This is a genomic window from Halpernia frigidisoli (assembly GCF_900113805.1).
Taxonomy (GTDB): Bacteria; Bacteroidota; Bacteroidia; order Flavobacteriales; family Weeksellaceae; genus Halpernia; species Halpernia frigidisoli.
In genome coordinates this window covers 1-23114 of the sequence record NZ_FOQT01000004.1, presented here as the reverse complement: position 1 = coordinate 23114, position 23114 = coordinate 1, and the positions used below count along the sequence as shown (strand labels likewise).

24 protein-coding genes are annotated in these 23114 nt (G+C 32.2%); 20 read left to right on the top strand and 4 right to left on the bottom strand.

Going from position 1 to position 23114, the window contains the following annotated elements; genetic code table 11:
- Window positions 1–97: 97 nt before the first annotated feature.
- Together BM238_RS10380 and BM238_RS10375 are read left to right on the top strand one after the other, a co-directional pair.
- Window positions 98–1630, top strand: coding sequence for a YifB family Mg chelatase-like AAA ATPase (locus BM238_RS10380; protein ID WP_090080550.1), 1533 nt, complete (start codon window positions 98–100; stop codon window positions 1628–1630).
- A gap of 137 nt (window positions 1631–1767) precedes the next feature.
- Complete coding sequence (locus BM238_RS10375; protein WP_090080548.1) at window positions 1768–2376, top strand: alpha-ketoglutarate-dependent dioxygenase AlkB family protein; 609 nt, start codon at window positions 1768–1770, stop codon at window positions 2374–2376.
- A 24-nt stretch (window positions 2377–2400) separates the two neighbouring features.
- Here BM238_RS10375 and BM238_RS10370 read toward each other — a convergent pair whose 3' ends face one another.
- Genes BM238_RS10370 through BM238_RS10360 form a run of 3 tightly spaced genes read right to left on the bottom strand, consistent with a single transcriptional unit; the run spans window position 2401 to window position 4612 of the window.
- Window positions 2401–3675 (bottom strand): Y-family DNA polymerase, encoded by a 1275-nt coding sequence (locus tag BM238_RS10370; protein WP_090080547.1) that lies wholly within the window; start codon window positions 3673–3675, stop codon window positions 2401–2403.
- Window positions 3672–4037: a S24/S26 family peptidase gene (locus BM238_RS10365; protein ID WP_090080545.1), complete on the bottom strand. Its 366-nt coding sequence runs from the start codon at window positions 4035–4037 to the stop codon at window positions 3672–3674. The genes BM238_RS10370 and BM238_RS10365 overlap by 4 nt, the downstream gene beginning before the upstream one ends.
- The gene (locus tag BM238_RS10360) at window positions 4034–4612 is read right to left on the bottom strand and encodes a DUF421 domain-containing protein (protein ID WP_090080543.1); all 579 of its coding nucleotides are present in this window, start codon (window positions 4610–4612) and stop codon (window positions 4034–4036) included. Before BM238_RS10360 ends, BM238_RS10365 begins: the two co-directional genes overlap by 4 nt.
- Before the next feature lie 633 nt (window positions 4613–5245).
- On the opposite strand from BM238_RS10360, the gene BM238_RS10345 reads away from it, so the two are divergent.
- The 9 genes from BM238_RS10345 (at window position 5246) to BM238_RS14665 (ending at window position 11704) form a co-directional block, all read left to right on the top strand.
- On the top strand, window positions 5246–5485 hold the full coding sequence (locus BM238_RS10345) for a hypothetical protein (RefSeq protein ID WP_090080540.1): 240 nt from the start codon (window positions 5246–5248) through the stop codon (window positions 5483–5485).
- A gap of 589 nt (window positions 5486–6074) precedes the next feature.
- Entirely contained in the window at window positions 6075–7310 is a 1236-nt protein-coding gene (locus tag BM238_RS10335; RefSeq protein WP_090080536.1) for a DUF4407 domain-containing protein, read from the top strand.
- Window positions 7311–7312: 2 nt separating this feature from the next.
- Window positions 7313–8686, top strand: a complete 1374-nt coding sequence (locus tag BM238_RS10330) for a DUF4407 domain-containing protein (protein WP_090080534.1) — start codon at window positions 7313–7315, stop codon at window positions 8684–8686.
- A gap of 54 nt (window positions 8687–8740) precedes the next feature.
- On the top strand, window positions 8741–9475 hold the full coding sequence (locus BM238_RS10325) for a hypothetical protein (RefSeq protein WP_177205459.1): 735 nt from the start codon (window positions 8741–8743) through the stop codon (window positions 9473–9475).
- Window positions 9476–9710: 235 nt separating this feature from the next.
- Window positions 9711–10472 (top strand): hypothetical protein, encoded by a 762-nt coding sequence (locus tag BM238_RS10320; RefSeq protein WP_143093378.1) that lies wholly within the window; start codon window positions 9711–9713, stop codon window positions 10470–10472.
- Window positions 10459–10956 (top strand): hypothetical protein, encoded by a 498-nt coding sequence (locus BM238_RS10315; RefSeq protein ID WP_090080527.1) that lies wholly within the window; start codon window positions 10459–10461, stop codon window positions 10954–10956. The genes BM238_RS10320 and BM238_RS10315 overlap by 14 nt, the downstream gene beginning before the upstream one ends.
- A 13-nt stretch (window positions 10957–10969) precedes the next feature.
- On the top strand, window positions 10970–11464 hold the full coding sequence (locus BM238_RS10310) for a thermonuclease family protein (RefSeq protein WP_090080526.1): 495 nt from the start codon (window positions 10970–10972) through the stop codon (window positions 11462–11464).
- A 2-nt stretch (window positions 11465–11466) separates the two neighbouring features.
- The gene (locus BM238_RS14670; RefSeq protein WP_317040686.1) at window positions 11467–11625 is read left to right on the top strand and encodes a DUF6804 family protein; all 159 of its coding nucleotides are present in this window, start codon (window positions 11467–11469) and stop codon (window positions 11623–11625) included.
- A gap of 4 nt (window positions 11626–11629) precedes the next feature.
- The gene (locus BM238_RS14665) at window positions 11630–11704 is read left to right on the top strand and encodes a hypothetical protein (protein WP_317040690.1); all 75 of its coding nucleotides are present in this window, start codon (window positions 11630–11632) and stop codon (window positions 11702–11704) included.
- A gap of 4 nt (window positions 11705–11708) precedes the next feature.
- Here the strand turns inward: BM238_RS14665 and BM238_RS10300 are convergent, their stop codons facing one another.
- On the bottom strand, window positions 11709–12815 hold the full coding sequence (locus tag BM238_RS10300) for a DUF3078 domain-containing protein (RefSeq protein WP_090080524.1): 1107 nt from the start codon (window positions 12813–12815) through the stop codon (window positions 11709–11711).
- Between the two features lie 168 nt (window positions 12816–12983).
- Here BM238_RS10300 and BM238_RS10295 point away from each other — a divergent pair, with 168 nt between their 5' ends.
- The 9 genes from BM238_RS10295 (at window position 12984) to BM238_RS10250 (ending at window position 22936) form a co-directional block, all read left to right on the top strand.
- Window positions 12984–13766, top strand: coding sequence for a rhomboid family intramembrane serine protease (locus tag BM238_RS10295; protein WP_090080522.1), 783 nt, complete (start codon window positions 12984–12986; stop codon window positions 13764–13766).
- A gap of 175 nt (window positions 13767–13941) precedes the next feature.
- Window positions 13942–15051: a DNA-processing protein DprA gene (gene dprA / locus BM238_RS10290; protein ID WP_090080520.1), complete on the top strand. Its 1110-nt coding sequence runs from the start codon at window positions 13942–13944 to the stop codon at window positions 15049–15051.
- Between the two features lie 185 nt (window positions 15052–15236).
- Window positions 15237–16595: an NADP-specific glutamate dehydrogenase gene (gdhA, locus tag BM238_RS10285; RefSeq protein WP_090080518.1), complete on the top strand. Its 1359-nt coding sequence runs from the start codon at window positions 15237–15239 to the stop codon at window positions 16593–16595.
- A gap of 254 nt (window positions 16596–16849) precedes the next feature.
- A complete protein-coding gene (locus tag BM238_RS10280) occupies window positions 16850–17194 on the top strand; it encodes a DoxX family protein (protein ID WP_090080516.1) in 345 nt (114 codons plus the stop codon).
- Window position 17195: 1 nt separating this feature from the next.
- A complete protein-coding gene (locus BM238_RS10275) occupies window positions 17196–17555 on the top strand; it encodes a DoxX family protein (RefSeq protein WP_090080514.1) in 360 nt (119 codons plus the stop codon).
- A 487-nt stretch (window positions 17556–18042) separates the two neighbouring features.
- Window positions 18043–19098, top strand: a complete 1056-nt coding sequence (locus BM238_RS10265) for a nucleotidyltransferase-like protein (protein ID WP_090081540.1) — start codon at window positions 18043–18045, stop codon at window positions 19096–19098.
- On the top strand, window positions 19095–20033 hold the full coding sequence (cap12, locus tag BM238_RS10260) for a CBASS system CD-NTase-associated NAD(+) hydrolase Cap12 (protein ID WP_090080510.1): 939 nt from the start codon (window positions 19095–19097) through the stop codon (window positions 20031–20033). The genes BM238_RS10265 and cap12 overlap by 4 nt, the downstream gene beginning before the upstream one ends.
- A gap of 212 nt (window positions 20034–20245) precedes the next feature.
- The gene (locus BM238_RS10255) at window positions 20246–22105 is read left to right on the top strand and encodes an AHH domain-containing protein (RefSeq protein WP_143093377.1); all 1860 of its coding nucleotides are present in this window, start codon (window positions 20246–20248) and stop codon (window positions 22103–22105) included.
- Window positions 22106–22108: 3 nt separating this feature from the next.
- Window positions 22109–22936, top strand: a complete 828-nt coding sequence (locus BM238_RS10250) for a DUF1963 domain-containing protein (protein ID WP_090080507.1) — start codon at window positions 22109–22111, stop codon at window positions 22934–22936.
- Window positions 22937–23114: the final 178 nt, after the last annotated feature.

Here is a 23114-nt window from a genome sequence, read left to right as displayed (position 1 = left end):
TTTTTCTTATAAATTCTATAAAACCCTTATTTTAAAGATGAGGGTTTTATATTTTAAACCGTAATTTTTACCTAATTTTAATAATTAAATATTTTAAATGCTTGTAAAAATTTTTGGTAGCGCTATTCATGGAGTTTCTGCACAAACCATCACGATAGAAGTTAATGTTGACCAAGGCGTTGGTTATCATTTGGTTGGCTTGGCTGATATTGCCATTAAAGAAAGTAGTTTTAGAATATCTGCAGCTTTAAAAAATGTTGGATATAAACTTCCGGGCAAGAAAATCACCATTAATATGGCGCCTGCTGATCTTCGAAAAGAAGGTTCAGCTTACGATTTAAGTATCGCTATCGGAATTCTCGCTGCATCGGATCAGATTAAAGCAGAAAATCTTGGAGACTATATTATTATGGGAGAACTTTCTCTTGATGGCGGATTGCAACCGTTGAAAGGAATTTTACCAATTGCAATAAAAGCCCGGGAAGAAGGTTTTAAAGGCATTATTTTACCAAAACAAAACACCAAAGAAGCGGCAATTGTTGATAGTTTGGAAGTTTATGGTGTTGATAATATTAAAGAAGTTATCGATTTTTTTAATGAAGGAAAACCTCTGGAGCGAACTGTAATTGATACCAGAAAAGAATTTCAGGATAAGATTAATTTTTTCCCTTTTGATTTTTCTGAGGTAAAAGGTCAGGAAAACGCAAAACGCGCTATGGAAGTCGCCGCAGCAGGCGGACATAATATCATCATTATCGGACCACCCGGAAGTGGGAAAACGATGCTCGCGAAAAGACTTCCAAGTATTTTGCCACCCTTGACTTTAAAGGAAGCTTTAGAAACCACAAAAATTCATTCTGTTGCCGGAAAAATGGGAACAAATACCAGTTTATTAACAGTTCGCCCATTTCGCGCGCCACATCACACGATTTCGGATGTCGCTTTGGTTGGCGGAGGAAGTTATCCGCAACCCGGAGAAATTTCTTTGGCACATAATGGCGTTTTATTTTTAGACGAAATGCCGGAATTCAAAAGAACCGTTTTAGAAGTGATGCGTCAACCTCTGGAAGACCGCGAAGTCACAATTTCCCGCGCCAGATTTTCCGTCAATTATCCCGCAAGTTTTATGTTGGTGGCTTCTATGAACCCAAGTCCGAGCGGTTATTTTCCCGATGATCCCAATAATACGTCGTCGGTTTTTGAAATGCAGCGTTACATGAATAAACTTTCAGGGCCTCTTTTAGACCGTATTGATATTCATGTTGAAGTTCAAAAAGTAGAATTTGATCTGTTAACTGACAAGCGAAAAGGCGAGACAAGTTTAACGATTCGGGAACGCGTTTTAAAAGCACGCGAAGCACAAACCGAACGCTATAAAGATCTGGAAATCAATTATAACGCACAAATGGGACCGAAAGAAATTGAGAAATATTGTCAGTTGGATGAAGTTTCTCAGAACCTCATCAAAGTGGCTATGGAAAAACTGGGTTTATCTGCCCGCGCTTACGATAGAATTTTAAAAGTGGCGAGAACCATCGCAGATATTGAGCAAAGTGAAACCATCAATTCCTCTCACATTGGCGAAGCCATTCAATACAGAAGTCTGGATCGTGAATTTTGGAATGCTTAAATTTAAAATGATTTTTTGGGCAGCTTTATCCGCCTTCCACTCCCGCTTTTTTGCTCCACTTCGTTTCTCAAAAAGAGCTCCGTTCAAGTCGGGCTGCAGATTTTCGAATAGAATAAAATGTTAATTATAATTTAAAAATGGAATTATTTCCCCCGGAATTTACCTCAGAAAAAAATTATTTGCCTTATGACGGAACAGTCAATTATTATGGCAAAGTAGTAGCAGAAATTGACGCAGAAAAATTTTATTTTAATCTATTAAACGACATAGAATGGAAAAATGACGAAGCTGTAATTTTCGGGAAACTCATTTACACCAAAAGAAAAGTCGCCTGGTATGCAGAAGATGCTTTTGAATACACTTATTCTAACCGAACAAAAAAAGCCTTAAAATTTACCGAAGATCTTTTAAAACTCAAAAAATTGGTGGAAGAAAAAACCGGTGAAACTTTTAATTCCTGTCTTTTAAATCTTTACCATTCCGGCGAAGAAGGCATGGCTTATCACAGCGACGGCGAAAAAGATCTTAAAATGAACGGCGCAATTGCATCTTTAAGTTTTGGCGCAGAACGAAAGTTTTCGTTTAAACATAAAACTACCAAAGAACGCGTCGATTTTCAGCTGCAGCCCGGAAGTTTACTAGTCATGAAAGGCGAGACGCAAAAAAACTGGCTTCACAGATTGCCGCCGACAAAAAAAGTTTTTACACCAAGAATTAATTTGACTTTCCGGACGATTGAAATTTAAGAAAAATCAATCTTTTTACTAATTTCACTCTTTCTTACCGATTGTCAATAATTCATCCCACTGCGTTGTATATCTCGGACTTCGGTGTTCTTTTATCAATGCCCATTCTTTTTCCCTCACACCTACACTGCCTAATTTAACTTTATTTTTCCCAAATTTATTATTTAAAGCATCCATTACTTCAGTGATTTCAGCACTTTCAATTTTAGTTTTTTCCTCAAATAAACCCAACTGAATCTGATCATCAGGAACGAAATGCAATAAATTAACTGCTACTTTTTTATAGCGATAACCGGGTTTGAAAATTTGCCGTAAACCTTTTAAGGCTTCTTTGGTTAATTTCACAGTACTGTTCGTCGGACTTTCTAAGGTTATAGTAATCTTATTTTTATACTGCATGTCTGTCGCGCTGTTAGCGTTGGTCTGCAAAGACACTTCGATTTGTGTTGCAGAACTTTTTTGCTGGCGCAGAAGATCCGCAACTTCCGAAACATAATAACTGCAGGCTTCTTCTATCAAACCGTAATCCGTCAGTTTTTTGCCAAAAGATTTTGCTGTTCCGATGCCTTGTTTTGCCTCAGGTAAAGCGTTCAACTCGAGACAAGGTTCATTATTTAGTTCGCGATAAAGCCTTTCGCCGATCACCGTCATTTCTTTCCGCACCCAAGCCATTGGCATTTCTGCAAATTCCAAAGCAGTATTGATGTTGTTTTTGGTCAGTTTTTCGGCATTTTTTCTACCAATTCCCCAGACATCTTTTACCGTCAAGCTTCGAAGTAAAAGCTGTCGTTTCTCTTCAGAATCCACAACAAAGACATCATTATTTTCAGGAATTTTTTTTGCGAATTTATTGGCTAATTTTGATAGAGATTTTGTTTTTGCAATTCCAACACCAACCGGAATACCGGTGTTTTTCTGAACCGTATTTTTTATAATTCTTCCAAGATTTTCATAATCTTCGTCCCGAGAATATGAAAGATCCACGAAACTTTCATCGATACTGTATTCTTCTACCAAGGGTGAAAATTCTTTTAAAGTATCCATCACGCGGCGCGACATATCGCTGTAAAGCGTGTAATTAGAAGAAAAATAAGCGACATTATTATCATCCAGCAATTTTTTAATTTTAAAAATAGGCTGAAACATCGGGATTTCCGTTAATGCTTTTGCGTGTTTGTTGGCCGCGATCACACAACCATCATTATTACTCAACACAATCACCGGACGGTTTTGGAGATCCGGCCGGAAAACCTGTTCACAGGAAGCGTAAAAACTATTGCAATCGACCAACGCGATCATAAAGTTGATTTTATGATATAAGTAATGACGCCCCAAATTTTAATTTCTTCCATTAAAATCTCCCCCATTCTCAAAATTTCAAAATTTCCTTCTTTAATTACAACTGCCAACTGATTTTGTTTTGGAGTCAAAGATTTATCAACAATTAAAACATCGTTTATATTGATATTTAATTCAGATGAAGCTTCATCAATCACACGAATGTAAAAAGTAGATTCAGAATTCTGTGCTAAAACATTGTTTAGATCAATTCTCGGTTCATTGTAATGAGTTGCCGGACTGGAAAATCCAGTCTGTGTCGGTCTCGCCACTCTGTGGTTTTCCTCAGACTTTTTTATTTGTTGTGGATCTTCAAAACTCATTTCTCAGATTTTTCTTTAAGTTGATCCAAATGTTCCGGTAAAATAGAATGTTCTTTCATTGGATTTTCATATTTAAAAACGCTCAACTGCCCGGATTGCTCATAATAAGCATGTTCGACTTCAGATAAATATTTGATCCCGGCTTCCCGAAGAAGCATATAGACTTCATTTTTATCAATCTCGTCAATCGTAAAGTTTTCATTTAAAAGCTTTCCGTTTTCTACAAGTTTCAGCACTTTTGGATGGGTTATTTTTCTTACTTTTTCATGTCTGATACCGATGTAAATATATAATTTCTGAAAGGCAGCAATCAGCGTAATAACTAATAATGCTACTGAAAGTGGCACAGAAGGGTAAAAAGTAGCATCTCCAACGGCGCTTCCCATTGCAACGATAATCAAAATATCAGCACTTCCCAAACCGCCAACAGCGCGCTTCCCTATCCATCTGATTATTAATATAGTATAAGCCATAATGATAAAAACACGGATAAAAATTTCAAGATAAATAAGCGGACCAAAATCGCCGAACAGCATTTTTAGAAAATCGAATGAATACTCACTTGCGTCTACCATTATTTTTTTTCTTTTAAATTACTGATTTTATACTATCAAATGTAAATAATATCAAACAATTTCTAAAATTTCATGTGTTTAATTTTAAAAATTAATTTGCTTTACGGGAAACCGTAAGGAAGTTTGGGATGGACGTTGTAGTTTTGATAATTAATGATTATAAAATAAAATGATGAAAAATTATTATGTAAACAAAAATGCACAAAGTAATGGGTATCATGAAGTTCATGAGGAAACCTGCACCCGTCTTCCGGATGTAAATAACCGAGAATACTTGGGAACTTTTTACAATTGTAAAGATGCAGTAGATGCAGCAAAAAAGAAATATTCTAAATCTGATGGATGTTATTATTGTTCCTCTAATTGCAACAAATATTAAAAATGAAATTTGGATATAGAAAGCCTTCGCTGAAAAAGAGAATTTCTGCAAGAACATCGCCTAAAAGATTTATAAGTCATAATCTTGGATTTAAAGCACCCAAAGGTTATGGCTGGATTACAAATCCTAAAAAGTATGCCTATAACAAAGTGTATAACAAAACTTCTCGCGGATGTCTTTTATATTTTACCCCAATCCTGTTTTTATTTACACTTTTAATAATATTATTTTTTTAACATTTAAATGTAATAAATATGAAAAAAAACTTAAACAGAATTCTACTTTTAATAGTAATATTCGCAACAATTGGAACTACGCCATTATTTGCGCAGACAAAATCAAGGAAGAAGGCAAAAACCCACAAAGTCCATAAAAAAGTAAAATCTCGCGCAACTTCTACAAGCAGTGATACTTATAATGGGCGCACCATTCATACCGGTCCAAGGGGCGGAAGATATTACATTAATAGAAATGGAAATAAAACTTACATCTAAAAATTTTATAGACATTGAAATAACACTAAAATTTTATTAAAATGAATTTCTTTTTGAAATATTTTACTTACACTAAACAAATTAGGGTATGTCAGCAGAAAATAATTTTTCGCGGAAAGATTCTGTGGAGGTTTGTTAAAATTTTATTTAAAAAAAATAGAAAACTTAAAAAAAATACACTTTATTTTTCCGATAAAATTGTTTTTGACAAGTCCATTTTTACGTTGACTTACGATTTTGAAAATGCGCTATAATACGATCTTAAAGGATTCCATAAATCACTAAACGGACAATCAATTGAAATTTATAACAATCAACTGCCAAAAAAGTTAGAATTTATTGTTCATGGTTTTAGAAAAAAAGAAACTTTTATTTTTAATCATAAAATCACTGAAATCATTCACTCTGAAAAGTTTGAGGCTAAATTTTTGAAATCTTTTAACATTGAAAAAATTAATCTGAAATTAGTTACTAAAAATAATCATTTCAATTTTATAAAAGTTCCAATTCAGACTTCTATACCTCAAATTTCAATAAAAACAAAAAACTTAAAATATAACCCAACTCCTTTTAACTCAAAAGATTTTATATGATGGAAAACTACACAACCCCGAAACCCAGCTCAATAATGAAAATGATGTGGAACTGTGCAGGTGGCGACGCATTCCTATTGGAAAGAGCAACTTATTCTGATCAGGTAAAATATTTCTGCATGGGCGGAATTGTTCTTGCAACTGGCGTAATGGCATCACTTTCTGGCGGTTATGCATTTTATACCATTTTTTCACCAAAAACTGCAAATGTTTTGGATAAAATGCAGGTTGCCAAAAGTGCTACAGAAATTCCGATCGATACTCCGACGGTAATTTTTTCAGTAATTTTTGGAATTATCTGGGGATTGATGATTTATAATATAGACCGGTTTATTGTTACAAGTACCGGAAAAGGCGATGGTACGGAAGCAATTACTTTAAATGAATTAAAAAGTGCGTTACCGAGATTGATTATGGGATGTATTATTGCAATCTCAATTTCTAAACCTGTAGAAATCAGGATGTTTAAAACTGAGATTGATTTAGAAATCCAGAAAGAGCAGGAAAAAGAAAAAACAAATCTTATTAATCTTGCTGAAATTAATTTTAAAAAATCAATTTCGGAAACTGAACAAAATTTAGGAAAAATACAAAGTGAAATTGATGAAAAGGAAAAATCAATTATTGCAAATAAACAAATTTTAGTTACAGAAATTACTGGAAAAAGACCTGGTTATGAACCAAGAGCCGAAGCAATGAAAACAATAATAGGCGAATTACAAGCACAGGTTGATGTACTCAAAAAGTCGCCAAATTTTATAAAAGCAGAAAACGATAAAGCAGAATTACAAGAAAAAAAGAAAAAAACAATAGATGACGCCGGAAGAAAAGCCGCAAGTTTAGACGGTTTATTAATACGTTTAAAAAAAGCCCATGAAGTTGCAGGAAGTACTATTTCAATTTTTATTACCCTTTTATTTTTGGCGATAGAATTGACTCCGATTTTTTTCAAAATGATGCTTATAAAATCGCCGTATGATTATCTCTACGAAAACAGAAACGAAATGAAACTGGCGGAAAATGGAATTGAAGTTCGCTATGATTTTTATAAAGATAAAGAAGGTGTAGAAAAACATTTAATCATCAATCACGAAGCGGATAAACTAAAGTTTGAAAAAGTGAAAATTGCTGAAATCCAAAAAGAACTTACGTATTATGCAGTAGAAAAATACAAAGAAAGAGAAAAGCAGAAAATAGACGAAGACCCGGAAATGTACATTCAGGAAGCATAAAAATGAAAGAAAAGAATTCCTTGCGAAATTTTTTCCTGAAATTTTCCGGTGAAGATTTTCAGATAATTAATAGAAGCGGAACATCTAATGTTTTTGTAGGAATTGGCGTATTTGTATTTATGATTTTCATTTTGTGTTGCGTGAGTGGATTTTCATTTTTATATAATGCATTTCAGGGAAATATTTTTTTGTCTGTTCCCATTGGGATTTTTTGGGGATTATTAGTCGCAGTCATTTATGTTTTTCTCAATTACACCATTACACCGACACTTTTACCCACACCTATTAAAAAAAACAATAAGATTATTGGAGAAGTAAAAATGCTGGTTTTTAATTACAACATCTCGTTTTTTTTTAGGTTAGGTTTTATTATTTTTCTTGCAGTAATTGTATCACAACCTTTAAATGTTTTGTTACTAAAAAATTCTTCACAAAGATCCGTTGACCGCTATAAAATAGAGTATAAACTGAATGAAGTTCTCTCTGCAGATTCATCTTTCGTGAAAAAAGAAATGGAATACCGAAGTAAATTTGAGGAAAGGTTTAAGATTTTGAGTTTACAAGATTCCGTCAATTTAAAAAAATCTTACAGCGTTATTAGTCAGAAAATTGAAAACGATAATATTTCTTTAATTAATGGACTTTTTTTCAAAAAAGATCTTGAAAAATTAAAAAGACTCCCCTTTAGCGGAAAAAATCAGCAAAAATTTGATGATATCTATTCTAATATTGAGAATTTGCTTTTCGACGAAACGACTGAAGATCAAAAATTTTTGGAAAACATTAAAGAAATTAAATTCAATAATCAATATTTAGAAAAAGATTTTCAAGAATATAAGAATAATGTAGTTTCGGTAATTCAGGAAAAAAAAGAGCATTACGAAAAATTAGCAAAACTGGTTGATAAAAGTAATTTTTATATTACCACGATGCGCATTATTTTAAAAGAAAATCCTTTGTCTTGGGCGGTTATTTCGTTTGCTGTTTTTACATTTATATTTCCTGTTTACCAGAAATACAGCGTTGGGAAAAAGAAAAGTTTCTTTAAAATGAAACAGGAAATTGAAATGAATTTTGTGCAGAATAATTACAATGAACACGTTAAAAAATACGGTATTACTCTACAAAAAAGACTTGAAAAACTTAACCAGGATTTAGTAAATAATCTTTCTGAAGAAATGAAAAAGTTAGAAAAATATGATGTTTTAAAATATGAAAGGGTTCGAACGGAAAATGAAAAAGAAGTAGCCGATATTTTTGCGGAAAAATACCAGTTTTGGAAAAACCCACCTTTTCGCACGAAAAAAACAGAAAGTATTATTGTTCATAAATCTGAGAAAGACTTTTTAGATTTTATTCACCATTCAGAATCCTAAAGATTAAAGAATTTGTTTAATTTTTTTAATAAAAATAAGGCTAATATTTCCGACGTGGAAATCATTTCAGAAGAAGTTAAAAAATCTACTGAGCCACATTATGTTTCAGAAGTTTTAGAAGACGAAACAGGAAAATATAAAATTATAAAATATTGGGGCAAAGAAGAGCGAAAAACGCACATAAAAGGTGTTTTAAAAGGAAAATACCGCGGAACTTTTAATTGGGAGGACGGCAGCGGAAAATTTTATAATATTAACATTTATGAATCCGAACTTCTAAAAGTAGAGAAACTTGACGAAGTTCCACCTTACGACGAAATAAAAAAATTCCCGAAAGAAAGTTTGCCGGAAAAAATCTCTACCTGTATTAAAAAAGGTTCAGACTTTTACCACATTAATATTTTTCATCCACAATTTACAGATAGTAGAAATATTTCTCAAAAATTACAGCAAACTGATGGCGACAAATCTTTTGGGGTTATCGAGGGTGAAATTTTCGGCTATATAAAAGATGAAGTAGATGTTGAAAAGGAGGAAAAAGTTTATTTACCAGAACCTGATGTTCATAATCTAACTTTTATTTCATCTGATATTAGTAAAACATTAAGTGGGAATCCTAAATCAAATATCAATGAAGTAAAATCTAAAACAAATATCAATGATTGTATTCAGTCAAATGTAAGAACAGGGAAAAAAGAATATCGAGAAAAATGGTTTAGAGAAGAATATTGGTGCAAAGGAAAAAACTTATTGGGGCGACTGGAAATACCGGGACACGAATACCCATGAAAATATAGGATGTGGCAGTATTTTCAGTTTTTTAATTTGGGCAATTTTGCTGATTGCTTTTTTTCCGTACCTCATCTATTTTTTGCCCTTTTTAATTATAGGTTTGCTTATCCATTTTTGCCGTCCAATTCTAAAATATTTCATCTGGATTGTCGGTATTCTATTTTTAATTAATTTTATTTCAGGCCTTTTCAGTTCTTTCAACACTTCGAGGTCGACGGTTAAAATTCCAGAGATGAAGGACGAACCTGCAGAAACCCGAACCATTCAAAATGTTGATAACGAAGAAAACCCTCAAATTAAAGATTCTGTAGTGACACATTTTAGAAAATGGAAAGATTATTCCCAAAATAATTATCAGGGAAGTTATAGTATAAAGGCGTGCGATATCAGAAAAGCGCATAATTTTAAAAACCAATTACCTGAACAAAGTGATTACAATTATTTTGTACACGAGCTGAAAGAAAATGATAAAAATACTTTATCCGGAGTCTATTATCTTTTTGATCATATTAAAAACGAAAAGAAGCTTAATCCCGTTAAGTTTTCTGAAATGATCGTAAGTTTTGCGCAGGATATTCCTTATTCTATTGTTTTAGATAAATCCTGTAACCCAGATCTTTATCAGGAAAATTACATAAAAGATTATTTTAAAACTAAAAATGCAAGTTGTGATCCTTATCAACGGTACGGTATCAATTCGCCTGTCGAATTTTTAGGAAATTTAAAAGGAGATTGTGATACTAGAACGCTGTTGCTTTATACAATTTTGGATCACTACGGATATGATGTCTTACTTCTTACGAGCCAATTTTACAGTCATTCTATATTAGCAGTAAATCTTCCGGTAAATGGACAAAAATTCAACTTTTTTGGCGTAAATTATACTGTTTGGGAAACCACAAGTTTTTTGCCACCAGGAATAATACCTGTAGAAATATCAGATCAAAATAAATGGAAAATTACTTTAAAATCTAACAATAATGGAAACCAATAAAATTTTATTTATAACAGTGAGTGTAGTGATATACGCTTTACTGTCAATATTTGTGATAAAAACGATCACAAAACATTTTAGAAAATCTGCATTTCAAGATGATAATTATAATTATTACGCTATAATTTTGTCTGGACTCATCTTAAGTTCGGGTTTATTTGGTAAAGAATTGTTCGGTGTTTTAAATGATACATTTTCAATAATTCAGAAAAATAATTCGGGACTATCAGATTTTTATAGAACCGCATCAGTATTTGCGATTTCAGGAATTATAATGAATTCTATCGCTTATTATCTGTCTTTTATCTTATTGAAAATTATATTTGAAAAAGTAAAAATTAAGAATCAATATGCTTCAGACCAGTTTGGTTATTTTTTGGTTTTTACTTTTTTAATAATAATGCTAAGTTTAATAAGTATTCCACTTTACCATGAGTTTCTTATATTATTTTCACCAAAATTAGAAGTTGGGTTGTATAATTAAATCATTGTCACTCATGAGACTCTTTTTAACTGTAATATTTTTCATCTTTTTAAATGTAATTTCCGCCCAAACCTACAAAGTCATCGGTGTAAAAGACGGCGACACCGTAGTTTTGCTCATAGATGGTAAACCCGAAACCGTAAGATTATCACACATCGACTGCCCGGAGAAAAAACAGCCTTTTGGAAATAATGCTAAAATTTTTGTTTCTGATCTTTGTTTTGGACAGTTTGTGAATATCAAATGGGATGGAAAAAAAGATCGGTATAAAAGAATTCTTGCGGAAGTTATCCTGCAAAACGGAACCAATGTTAACAAAGAACTCTTGAAAAATGGTCTAGCCTGGCATTTTAAAAAATATTCTAAAGACCAAAATTATGCGGCTTTGGAAATTTATGCAAGAAGAAAAAAATCAGGATTATGGATAGGCAAAAACCCGATAGCACCTTGGGAATGGCGGAAATTACGAAAATTGCGCTCGCAGCACTCCTTCTCGGCTGCCTTTTAAAAATGCCTTACGGTTTTTACCAACTGGTGCGTTTTATAAGTTTTATCGGTTTTGCCTACCTCGCTTTTGAGGCAAATAAAGCAAAAAAAGAAACGTTGGTGTTTGTCTTTATCCCATTAGCATTACTTTTTCAGCCTTTTTTTAAAAATTGCTTTAGGTAGAACTTTGTGGAATATCATTGACGTTTTCGCAGCGCTTTTTTTACTGATTTCTCTTTTTAAATTTAAGAATTCCAGGTAAGAAGTTATAAGCCGATAAATGGTTTTGCGCCTCTTTTTTTGTAAATATTATCGTCATCAACAAAACCAAAACTATACGAAACGCCCAGACCCAATGTCTGTTTGATCTGCAATTTCTGCACCTGGTCATGATCGTATAACAAATCTACATTTACAGTAGTAGTAATAAATTTATTAAATTTTAAACTCAGCGCGCCGCTGTAACCAATATCTACACGCTCAGAATGGAAAAGATAGTTTGTAAATAAATTCAGGCTGTTTGTGTACGTAATATCTTTATAAATATTCAATCTGTACTGAACATTCAGCATCGCTCCCAACTCGCTTCTTAAACTTTGCCCATCGCGTTCCAAACCAAAGTTTCCGGCTTTTTGCAAGAGAGAATCACCCACGATAGTGAATTTTCCATTTATTGGCCTGAAAACAATTTGAAAATTTTCCTTGGGATTATATGAAACTCCTAAACCAACGTTAACGTAAGCTGGCGCAAGAAAATCTGAAATTTTATCATTATTAGTTGGGTTTGGCGTAGCGCTGTAATTATAACCTGGTGTAAACTGCGACAAAAACTGAAAACCTGTTGAGAGGTAATAATTTTTACCTAAATCATAGCCATAATTGCTGCTTAGATCGATGTAATCATCGGTTTTTCTGGTAGATTGTCCCGCCGCAGAAACCAAACCATATCCCATTTTTACATTATAATCTAAAAAATGACGGTTTTTTTTATAATTGATCTGATAGTTTACTTTTCCGATAATGCCAATATTATTATTACCGCCAGAATTCCAGTTAGAGAAAGAAGACTGGTTAAAAATTAAAGTATTTTGTCCAAAGTAAAACCATCTTTTTGGATCCTTTGTTCTTAAAAGATTATATGGCGTTAATGGCACTTCTTGAGCAAAACGACCTGTGAGAAGATCCAGATTTATAGCCAATGTATCAACTGGTTTTAAAAATATCCTTGCAATCTTAACATTAGAAAGACTGTCTAACTGTATAGAATTCTTCTCCCAACTTAATTGGTTTATAGAATCAATTGTCTTTAGATAGGGCGTTTGCTGCGCCTTTAATAAACCAAAAAAAACGGTAAATGCTAATATCCACTTCATTAATTTTCTTTTTTAAATAAGTGCAAAAGTATTAATTAAATACAATTTTACCTAAAAGACAACAGCGAAAAAATACCAAAGTGGCTGAAAAAATCAGTTTTTTTAAATTTTTTTGCCAAATTTACTTACAAATTTCGATGGCTTTAGTTTTGAGCCCAAAAAATCACAATGTTCAAAAAATTTATATCCTTTCGTGCAATTCTGTACCCATTTTTAATGTTGGTTGCCATGTGGTTTATCTTCACATTACAGGTGCACGGTTTGTTTGAAAATTGCAGCGGAGCGATTATTCCTTTAACTCCGGAAGGTTTAAAAGGTATTTTTTTTGCGCCTTTATTACACGGTGGCTTCGAGCATATAATCGGGAATTCTTTTCCCATTGCCATTTTGATGTTTCTTCTTTATCAGTTTTATCCAAAAGTGGCGAATATTGTTTTCTTTTTTGGCTGGATCTTAACAGGTTTACTGGTGTGGATGCTTCCTCCCGTTGATATTTTTAGCGGACAATATTCTTACACCTGTGTTATCGGGGCAAGCGGATTGGTATATTTAATGGCATTTTTTCTGTTTTTTAGTGGACTTTTTCGCTGGGATATGAAACTTTTGGCCATTTCCATGGTTGTGGCTTTATATTACGGTGGTTTAATCTGGGGAATGTTACCCGAAGAGCTTTTTTCTCAACTTTCTGAGCCGAGCAAAATTTCCTGGCAAACGCATCTTGCCGGAGCTTTGGTCGGAAGTATTATGGCTTATATGCTAAAAAAGGTCGGCGAGAAAAAGAAAATATTTATTTGGCAGTTTCCCAATTATTATAGCGAAAAAGACGACAAACTTTGGCAGATCTATAAAGAACAAAATCCGGAACATTTTAACGAATTACCTTTTAAAAAGAAAGATGACGTATGGGAAAGATTAGATGATATCAGGAAAAATGGACAAACATCAGATTAAAATTTGCCACTAATGTTCGATTTCCCTGTTTTGAAATAATATCAAATTAAATGATTTTTTAAAAATATATTTGATACTTTTCGTGGATGCGTGGTAAATGATTTTCAATACTTTAGCAAAAACAATAAGTAAAAAACAACTAAAATTACGTAGTTTTGATTTTAAGTAATTTTTTATGTTTTCAGAAGAACATCTTTATTCCATTGCGCTCAGACGTACAAATCTAATCGGTGATATCAATTTTCAAAAATTAGTTGAAGCCGTTGGTTCTGCTAAAGAAGTCTGGGAAATATCAAAATCTGGTTTAAAGGAAATAACGGGCATCGGTTCTAAAATTTCAAAAGAAATAGGAAATTCTGAAAGCTTAAAGTTTGCAGAAAATGAGCTTAAATTCTGTGAAAAAAATAACATCGATATTCTGCTTCGTCACAAAAATCAATTGCCTGCATTATTAAATGAATGTGAAGACGCACCGGCAATTCTCTACAAAAAAGGGATTTTCAATGAATTAAAAAAGAAAGTTAGTATTGTTGGGACAAGAAATATCACAGCTTATGGCAAACAATTCATAGAAGATTTTACCGACGCTTTAAAAAATCAAAACTGCATCACGATAAGTGGTCTGGCTTTGGGCGCCGACACAGAAGTTCATCAGTTTTCCCTAAAAAATAAAATAGAAACGGCTGGTGTTTTAGCACATGGTTTTCACACCTTTTACCCTTCAAAAAATAAAAAATTATCGACCGAAATGATCGATCTTGGCGGCTGTCTTTTTACTGAATTTAATTCCTCACAAAAACCCGACCGTGAAAATTTCATACAAAGAAACCGTTTAATTGCCGGGCTTTCCCCTGCAACAATTGTAGTAGAATCCGCTTTTGGTGGTGGTTCTATAAGCACAGCAACTTTTGCAAATTCCTACAACCGTGATGTTTTTGCCTTACCCGGAAAAATTTCTGACAAATACAGTCAGGGTTGCAACCACTTGATTTTAAACAATAAAGCACAAATTATATCTACGATAGATTCTCTTTTAGAACAACTGCGTTTTACGGAGCCAAAAGAAAAAACTGCCGAACTTTTTCCCACTTCCGAGATCAAAAAAATGCTGACAGAATCGCAGCAAAATATTTACAATATAATCGCAGACAGTCCTAAAATTACTTTAGATGATCTTGCGCAAAAAATGGAATTGCCTTCTTATAAAATCTCGGGTATAATTTTAGAATTAGAACTTTTAGGAGTTTTGAAATCCTTTTCAGGGAAACAATTTTCTGTTATTTGATATTCTTATTTTATTAATAAGTTATTGAAATTTATATTATCGTTAAAAATTGCCACCGTAAAGTTTAATTTTATAAGATTAATAAAATAATACTTACATAAAGACAAATTTTAACTAAAATAATAAAATGGTTTGCAAGATTATAAAAAAAAATTAAATTTGTTGTCAATAATTAATCCTACTATATGGAAAATGATGATTTAGATCAAAAAATTGAGGAATTTATCGCAATGATCGAGGCAAAAAACCCTAACGAACCTGAGTTTTTACAGGCTGTACGGGAAGTTGCTATCACTGTAATTCCTTTTATTGTGACGAAAAAAGAGTATTTGGGCATGAAACTTCTTGAAAGAATGGCAGAACCAGAGCGTGCCATTATTTTTCGCGTTCCATGGGTTGATGATAAAGGAATCATTCAGGTAAACCGTGGTTTTAGAATTCAGATGAATTCTGCCATTGGACCGTATAAAGGTGGAATCAGGTTTCACCCAACCGTAAATTTGTCAGTTCTTAAATTTCTTGCTTTTGAGCAGGTTTTCAAAAACTCTTTAACTACTTTGCCAATGGGCGGTGGAAAAGGAGGTTCAGATTTTGACCCACAAGGTAAATCTGATATGGAAGTTATGCGTTTTTGCCAGGCTTTCATGACGGAAATGTGCAAACATATTGGTCCACAAACCGACGTTCCTGCGGGAGATATCGGCGTTGGAGCACGTGAAATTGGTTATTTATTTGGCCAGTATAAAAAAATCAGAAATGAATTTACCGGCGTACTTACCGGAAAAGGAATTGCTTATGGCGGTTCATTAATTCGTCCTGAAGCTACGGGTTATGGCGTTGTTTATTTTTGTGAGCAAATGCTAAAAACCATTAATGAAACAATTAAAGACAAAATTTTCGCAGTTTCAGGTTTCGGAAATGTTGCCTGGGGTGTTATTAAAAAAGTAGATGAACTTGGTGGAAAAGTGGTTACGATCTCTGGTCCGGATGGTTATATTTATGATAAAGACGGAATTTCCGGCGAAAAAATTGACTATTTATTAGAACTTCGTGCGATGGGAAATAACCGCGCAGAAGATTATTTAATTAAATATCCTCACGCAGAATTCCACGCGGGTAAACATCCTTGGGAAGTAAAATGTGATGTCGCTATTCCTTCAGCCACGCAAAACGAACTGAATGTAGAAGATGCTAAAAAACTCGTTGAAAATGGTGTTTTATGCGTTACTGAGGCTGCAAATATGCCTTGTGATTTAGAAGCCATTAATTATTTTGTGGATAAAAAAGTATTATTTTCTCCAGGGAAAGCCTCAAATGCTGGTGGTGTTGCCACTTCCGGCTTAGAAATGACACAAAACTCGATCCGTTTAAACTGGTCTTCTGAAGAAGTTGATGCCCGTTTAAAAGAAATTATGATCGGCATACATACCGCTTGTAGAAACTACGGAAAAGAAGAAGACGGCTACGTTAATTACGTGAAAGGTGCGAATATCGCAGGTTTCGTGAAAGTTGCAGAAGCAATGTTGGCGCAAGGCGTTGTTTAGAATTTTAAAAAATAATTGATTCTTATATAAAAGCCCGAAAGAAATTTCGGGCTTTTTTTGTTTTAAATTGTGAATGATTCTTTGATTTCTAAACGATGAATTTCCTCCTCTTTGTAAAATTAAAAATCTCCCAAAAAAATCGGCAATATAGACAGAATTAAACAAAATATAAACCGTAAAGCTCTATATTTACATCACTTAAAATTAAGATCAGATTTTAAGCAAAATAAAAAACTTCCTTTAAAATAAATACCATGTCAAACTTACAACTCATTGCACAAATCATTGTCGCCGCTTCTGTCGCTTACGTCTGGATCTTCAGATATGACGTAATTATCAAAGAATTTCGCCAGTTTGGACTGAGCGATTTGACCAGAACCTTTGTTGGCGTTACAAAAATCGCACTGGCTACTTTATTGGTCGCCGGAATCTGGTTTTCCCCGCTAGTTGCCGTTCCAGCTATTTTGATGGGATTGTTAATGGTCGCTGCGCAATATTTTCATTTTAAAATAAAAAATCCCTTCTTCAAACATTTGCCTTCTTTGGTGCTGTTAATTTTATGCGCTTTTATAGCTTTAGCATCATTAGAGATCATTTAAAATGAATTATATATTTATTATCTGTATCCTGATTTCCAGTTTTTCTTTTTTGGGCTATTCAGTTTCATATTTTATTTCACCGAATATGAAAAACGAATTTAAACGTTTAAATGTCGAAAGATCCGGCTTTCTGGTCATTATTCTGGAGATCTTAGGCGCATTGGGTTTACTCGTTGGCCTCTATTACAAACCCATTTTGCTTCTCTCCTCTGGCGGACTTGCCCTTCTCATGTTCCTTGGTCTGGTCATAAGGATCAAAACCAAAGACGGACTTCTCATTTCTCTACCCGCCACTTTTTACATGCTTTTAAATGCTTACATTTTTTATTTAGCCATCAATGAATCTGGCTTAGCATTTTAAATATCATTTATCCGCTTTCGTAAAAAATCGCCGCAACTTCTAAAATAATTATCGACCAGATTAGAAATTGATTTTTGGTCAATCCAATTGTTTTAGAACAAGGAGCAAGACAAGTTTGCTTCTTTTTGAAATATCTTCCCGTGTTCCGTTATATCTTTTTCTTTTTTTTTGCAAAAAAAAGAAAAAGGATGCCACTTCACCCGCGGCTAAAATTGAAGAGCATTTTTTTGTTTTACGGGAAGTAAAAAGTGAAAAATGTTTGTGCAATTCGAGCGCGTATTTTGTATAATTAACCTTGCGCATTTTAAATAGATAAACTTGCGCATTTTAGATGTTTCGCAAAACATCTAAAATAATAGACTGATAATGTGTATTTAACAAAAAAACGGTTTTTTTGAGGATTTATAAAACTTGCGTATATTTGAGAGTTAGTGGCAAGGCTACCGAAAAACCGCACAAAAACAACTTAAAACTAGAAATTTTAGAGATGGCAAAAAGTTACAGACAACTTATTGAAAGTGTAAAAGGGCGAATAAATCCTGAGCATTTCGCTTTAAAAAAAACATTTTCAGATGAATTATCAACAATCTCATATAGTGAAGTTTTAACTTATATAAGATTATCGATGAAAGGTGTAGAACCAGAATATACTCAAAAAAGCAAAGATGCAGGAGAAAGAGTAAAAGAACATTTACTAAAAGGGCTTTCTGATGTTAGTTTTAAGTATCAAGGTTCAGTTATGACAGATACACACATTAAAGGATATAGCGATATTGATTTATTAACAATCTGTGAAAAATTCTATCAACCTGATAGTTATAATATTAAAAAACTATTAGAAAATTCTGAACAAAGAGTAAAGTTTTTTTCTTCAATACCTAAACTTGAAAAAGAAGTTACAGGAACGACATATCAAGGAAAATCTTTGGAAGATTTAAGGAATTTGAGAATTGATAGTGAAAATATTTTGAAAGGAATATATTCAATATGTGAAACAACAAAACCTAAATCTATAAAAATAAAAAATTTGAGTTTAAATAGAGAAGTTGATGTTGTTATTGCAAATTGGTATGATGATATTACATCAGTAATTAACGATAAAGGAGATTATCGAGGAATCCAAGTTTACAATAAAGATACAAATTCAAGAGAAGAAGCTGACTACCCATTTTTGAGCATTAAAAGAATAAATGAAAGAAGTTCACTTACAAATGGAAGGTTAAAAAAAATGATTAGATTTCTTAAAAATAATAAAGCAAATTCAGATCATAATATTGATTTAAGTAGTTTTGATATTAATGCAATTTGCTACGATATAAACGTAAATGAATATCAAACTTTATCCTTTTATGAATTAGTTCCCATTATTTATAATCAATTAAAGAAAATTACGACAGATGAATTTAAAGCAGATAATTTAGTTTCAGTTGATGGAAGAGAATACATTTTTAAAAACAACAGTGCGAAAAAAGAAAATTTAAAAAACCTTTTAGCTGAAGTTGAAGGCATATTTATTGATTTAAAAAGTATTTTAAGAATATGATAAAGAAAAAACTTTTTATTGGTTCCTCGTCAGAGGAATTGAAACTTGCAGAGCAAGTTAAAAAAATATTAGAAAATGATTTTGAAATTACAATTTGGAATGATAATGTTTGGGATACAGCAATATTCAAAATTAATCAAAACTTTTTAGCGGACTTATTAAAAGCATCTTTACAATTTGATTTTGGTATATTGTTAGGAACAATCGATGATAAGGTAATGTTTAGAGGAGAAGAAATGTTGCAACCACGAGACAATGTACTTTTTGAGCTTGGTTTATTTACAGGACGTTTGGGAACTTCAAAATGTGCATTCTTAATTGATAAAGAAATTAAACTTCCATCCGACTTTATCGGATTAACTTTAGCTAGATTTGATAAAAAGGATCCAACTACTTTAATAAGTGCTGTTAATCAAATTAGTGATTTATTTAAAAACAGTTCTGATGATGAAATTAATTTTTTCCCATCAGCAACTCTTGCATCTGTTTATTATGAAAACCTAATAATACCTATTTGTCGATATATAATTGAAAATGATGGATATACAAAAGATGGAAAACATTATAAAAAATGCCGTATAAACATAATTATTCCTGACAGAATAAATCAAGATGTAAACTTACAGTTTGAAAAACTAAAAGCAACTTTTACAACTGAAAATGTGTCTTTCAAATATTCAGGTAGACCAAGACAAATAAGTATTGATACTCAAATTAAAAATGAAACATTGGAATTTATTGAATTTCCAACCATTATTACTGGAATAAATCACGCAATCTCTAATTTACTACCAAACGATTTTAATAGACAAAGTCCAGACTATAATACAATACTAGATAGAGAATTACGTAGATTTATAACGACACTTAAATTGCTTCTTATTAAAGGAGGTTTTGATGAAATGGTAAATGTAAAAAGAGAAAGTGAACTTTAAAAAACAAAGCCCAGCCACTAACAGCGGTTTTGCGAGATTGCGAAATAAGTGCAAAATTCAAGTTTATCTTTCGCAAGAAATTTTATCTTAGCCGAAAGATCTCGGTTACGAAGTTCGCAACCTCGCAAAGCCGCCAAACGTTGGCAGACAGTGTAATAAATATTGCGCATATCTGACGTTAAAAAATAATAATTAACTTTAAAATTAAAATTATGATTAAAAATTTCTTTTTTTATGGGTGCTTCCTTTTTCTTATGTCAATTTCGGCAATTTCCTGCAGAAATGAAATTGGATTTATTGAATCTGAAAATATGCAGAGTACGAAACAATTTCAAAACAAAATCTCTTTTAAAACTTTTAAAAGCGAAACCAAAATAAATAATTCTGATAAAAATTTTTTATCGCAAAGTATTTCATCTAAAAGTAAAAATGCACAAATTGATACTGATTTTTTAAATACTTTTAGAATTGATACTATAAATATTAATAAACTAAATTTTAATAAACTAAATAGTTATGCATTTAGAGTATATAATTTATTTGAAAATCCTGACAGAAAATATAATTTAGTTTATTTTTATAGAAATGACAGATGGAATTTTTCCATTTTAGAATTGCTGGAAAACAGCAAAACAAAGCCAATTTATGATTCTAGATCTGGAATTTTAAAGTTAGTTGAAAATAGATCAACCAGCAGGATGTGTGAGGTTGCATATACCTCGTACACTTATCATTGTACACAAACAGGTTCTTGTGCAAGTGGTATTTGCGACGGTTGCAATCTTTGCGTTGATGAAAATACGAGCCATGTTTTTGTTGAGTGCGGTGGAAGCGATGGAGACGGAGATGGTTTTCCAAATACAGGTGATGAGACTGGTGATGGTTCTGGCAACTACAATCTCTCTGACCCAAGTGGTTATGTTTTTGATCCAAACATACAACCAAGTATAGATCCAGCCTACGTTAGAGCAAGCCGAGCGTACTCTTTTTGGATACAATTAAACGAACAACAGTGGGCTTCTGAAAATCCTAGCATTTATATCAATCTTTTAGAAAATTATCTTGATAATTATACTGTTCCAAGCAATTCTAAAAATCTTGAATTCGCTAATTGGACTTTATTAAAATTATCTTCTGATATTAATTTTAGAAATAATTTTTCAAATTTAGATTACAGTGAAATTCAAAATTATTTTTCAATAAATAATGAAATCAATAAGTCTCTTTTCAATGAAGAATATATAAGTGAAACGAATGAAGCGTTTGTTGCTTTTGGGGCAAATGCAGATATTGAAAATCTTACAGATGCACAGATAACAAATGTTTTAAATCTTAATTGTTGCGCAGGACTTTTTGCAACTCAATTTGCAGTTGAAAAGACAAAACTTATTGTAAGAAATTATTTATTTAATAGAAAATTTTACCCAGAATGGAGTAAATCCAAATGTTTATGGGAGTCATCTAGAGAGACAATACAATTAATGCTTGATTTAGGTGGCTTAGTTCCAGTTATAGGTGAAGTTTGTGATATTACGAATGGTGTAATTTATACAATTCAAGGTGATGGTATAAATGCCAGTTTAAGTTATGCATCAGCAATACCAATTGCGGGATGGTTTGCTGCAGGATCTAAATTAGGTATAAAAGTAGTTAATAAAACTGCTTCTAATATTGCTTCTCGTCAATTACTTAAATGGATTGTTGGAACTGATGGAGTTGTTAAATTTGGGTATAGCAGTCAATTAACGAAAGTTTTACAACTCACCGATGCTGCTAAACAAGCACATCACCTTATTCCATGGGCTTTGGCAAATAATAGTATAATTCAAAAAGCATCCAAATCTGCAAATGCATTTCATCTAAATGAGGCTTTAAATGGAATTGCAGTTACCTCTTGGAGAAATCAGCCAAACCATAATATTTATAATAGTAGAATATTAAATAAATTAAACGCTTTACCAAGTAATTTAACTGCTGACCAAGCATATATTAAGTTGATGGAAATCATTACACAAGCAAAACAAGCAGTAATAAACAACCCAAATACACATCTTAATAACTTAGTTTTTTAAATAATGCTAAAAAATAATATTTTAAAATTAATCGACGAAAGTGATAGTGAAAATAAGGCATTAATAAAGTCTTTATTAATTCCAAGTATTGGTTTTAAATTAGGTATAAAAAAGGCAAGTTTTTACACTTCAAAAATTGGAGGTATTCCAACAATTGAAAAGAACATAATTCCATTTTTTAGAGAATCCCCACTTACTTTCATTGCCCAAATAGATTTAAGTGAAATTAGTGACATGAATAATTTATTTCCTAAAAATGGTATTCTATATTTTTTTGTTAACACTTTAGATTTAAATAACAGAATTCCTGATAAAAATGATGAGTTTAAGGTGCTTTATGTAAAAGATAAACCTTCAATAAATGAAAATTTTGAATACAATTATAATTCACTGGAAGAACTTCCTATTTCTTTTTTTGAGTACTTTACACTTCCTTCATATCAGGACGCAATTATTAGCAACTATAATGTTACTGATGAAGAATTGAATATTATAAGCGAGATTGAAGAAAACATCTTTTATTCTGTGAGTAAAAATTTTGAAATTCCTAATCATATTTTAGGACATCCAAATGCTTTACAAGGAACAGTGAAGTTTTGGTGGGCGGCAAAATATCTAAATATAAATGTTAATAAAAAAATATTAGAATCAGAAATGTCAGAAATAAATAAAATTCAGGAAGATTTTGTTTTATTGATGCAATTAAATTTTGGTAATCCTCAGATAAAAATAGATTGTTTTGGAGATAGTATTTTATATTTCGGTATACATAAAGAAGATTTACAAAGTTTAAATTTTAAGAATGCAATTTTAGTATTGCAAAATACATAAAAACACCGTCTGCCAACATGGTATTTGTAAAAAAAGCCCCGAAATCACTTGATGAACAGGGGCTTTCTTCACAAATACCCAACCGTTAGCAGTAATACTACAAGACAATCGCACAAAATGAAGATTTTAGATAAACTATTTGGAATTAAAAAAAAATCTCACTTAGAAACTGCGTTGA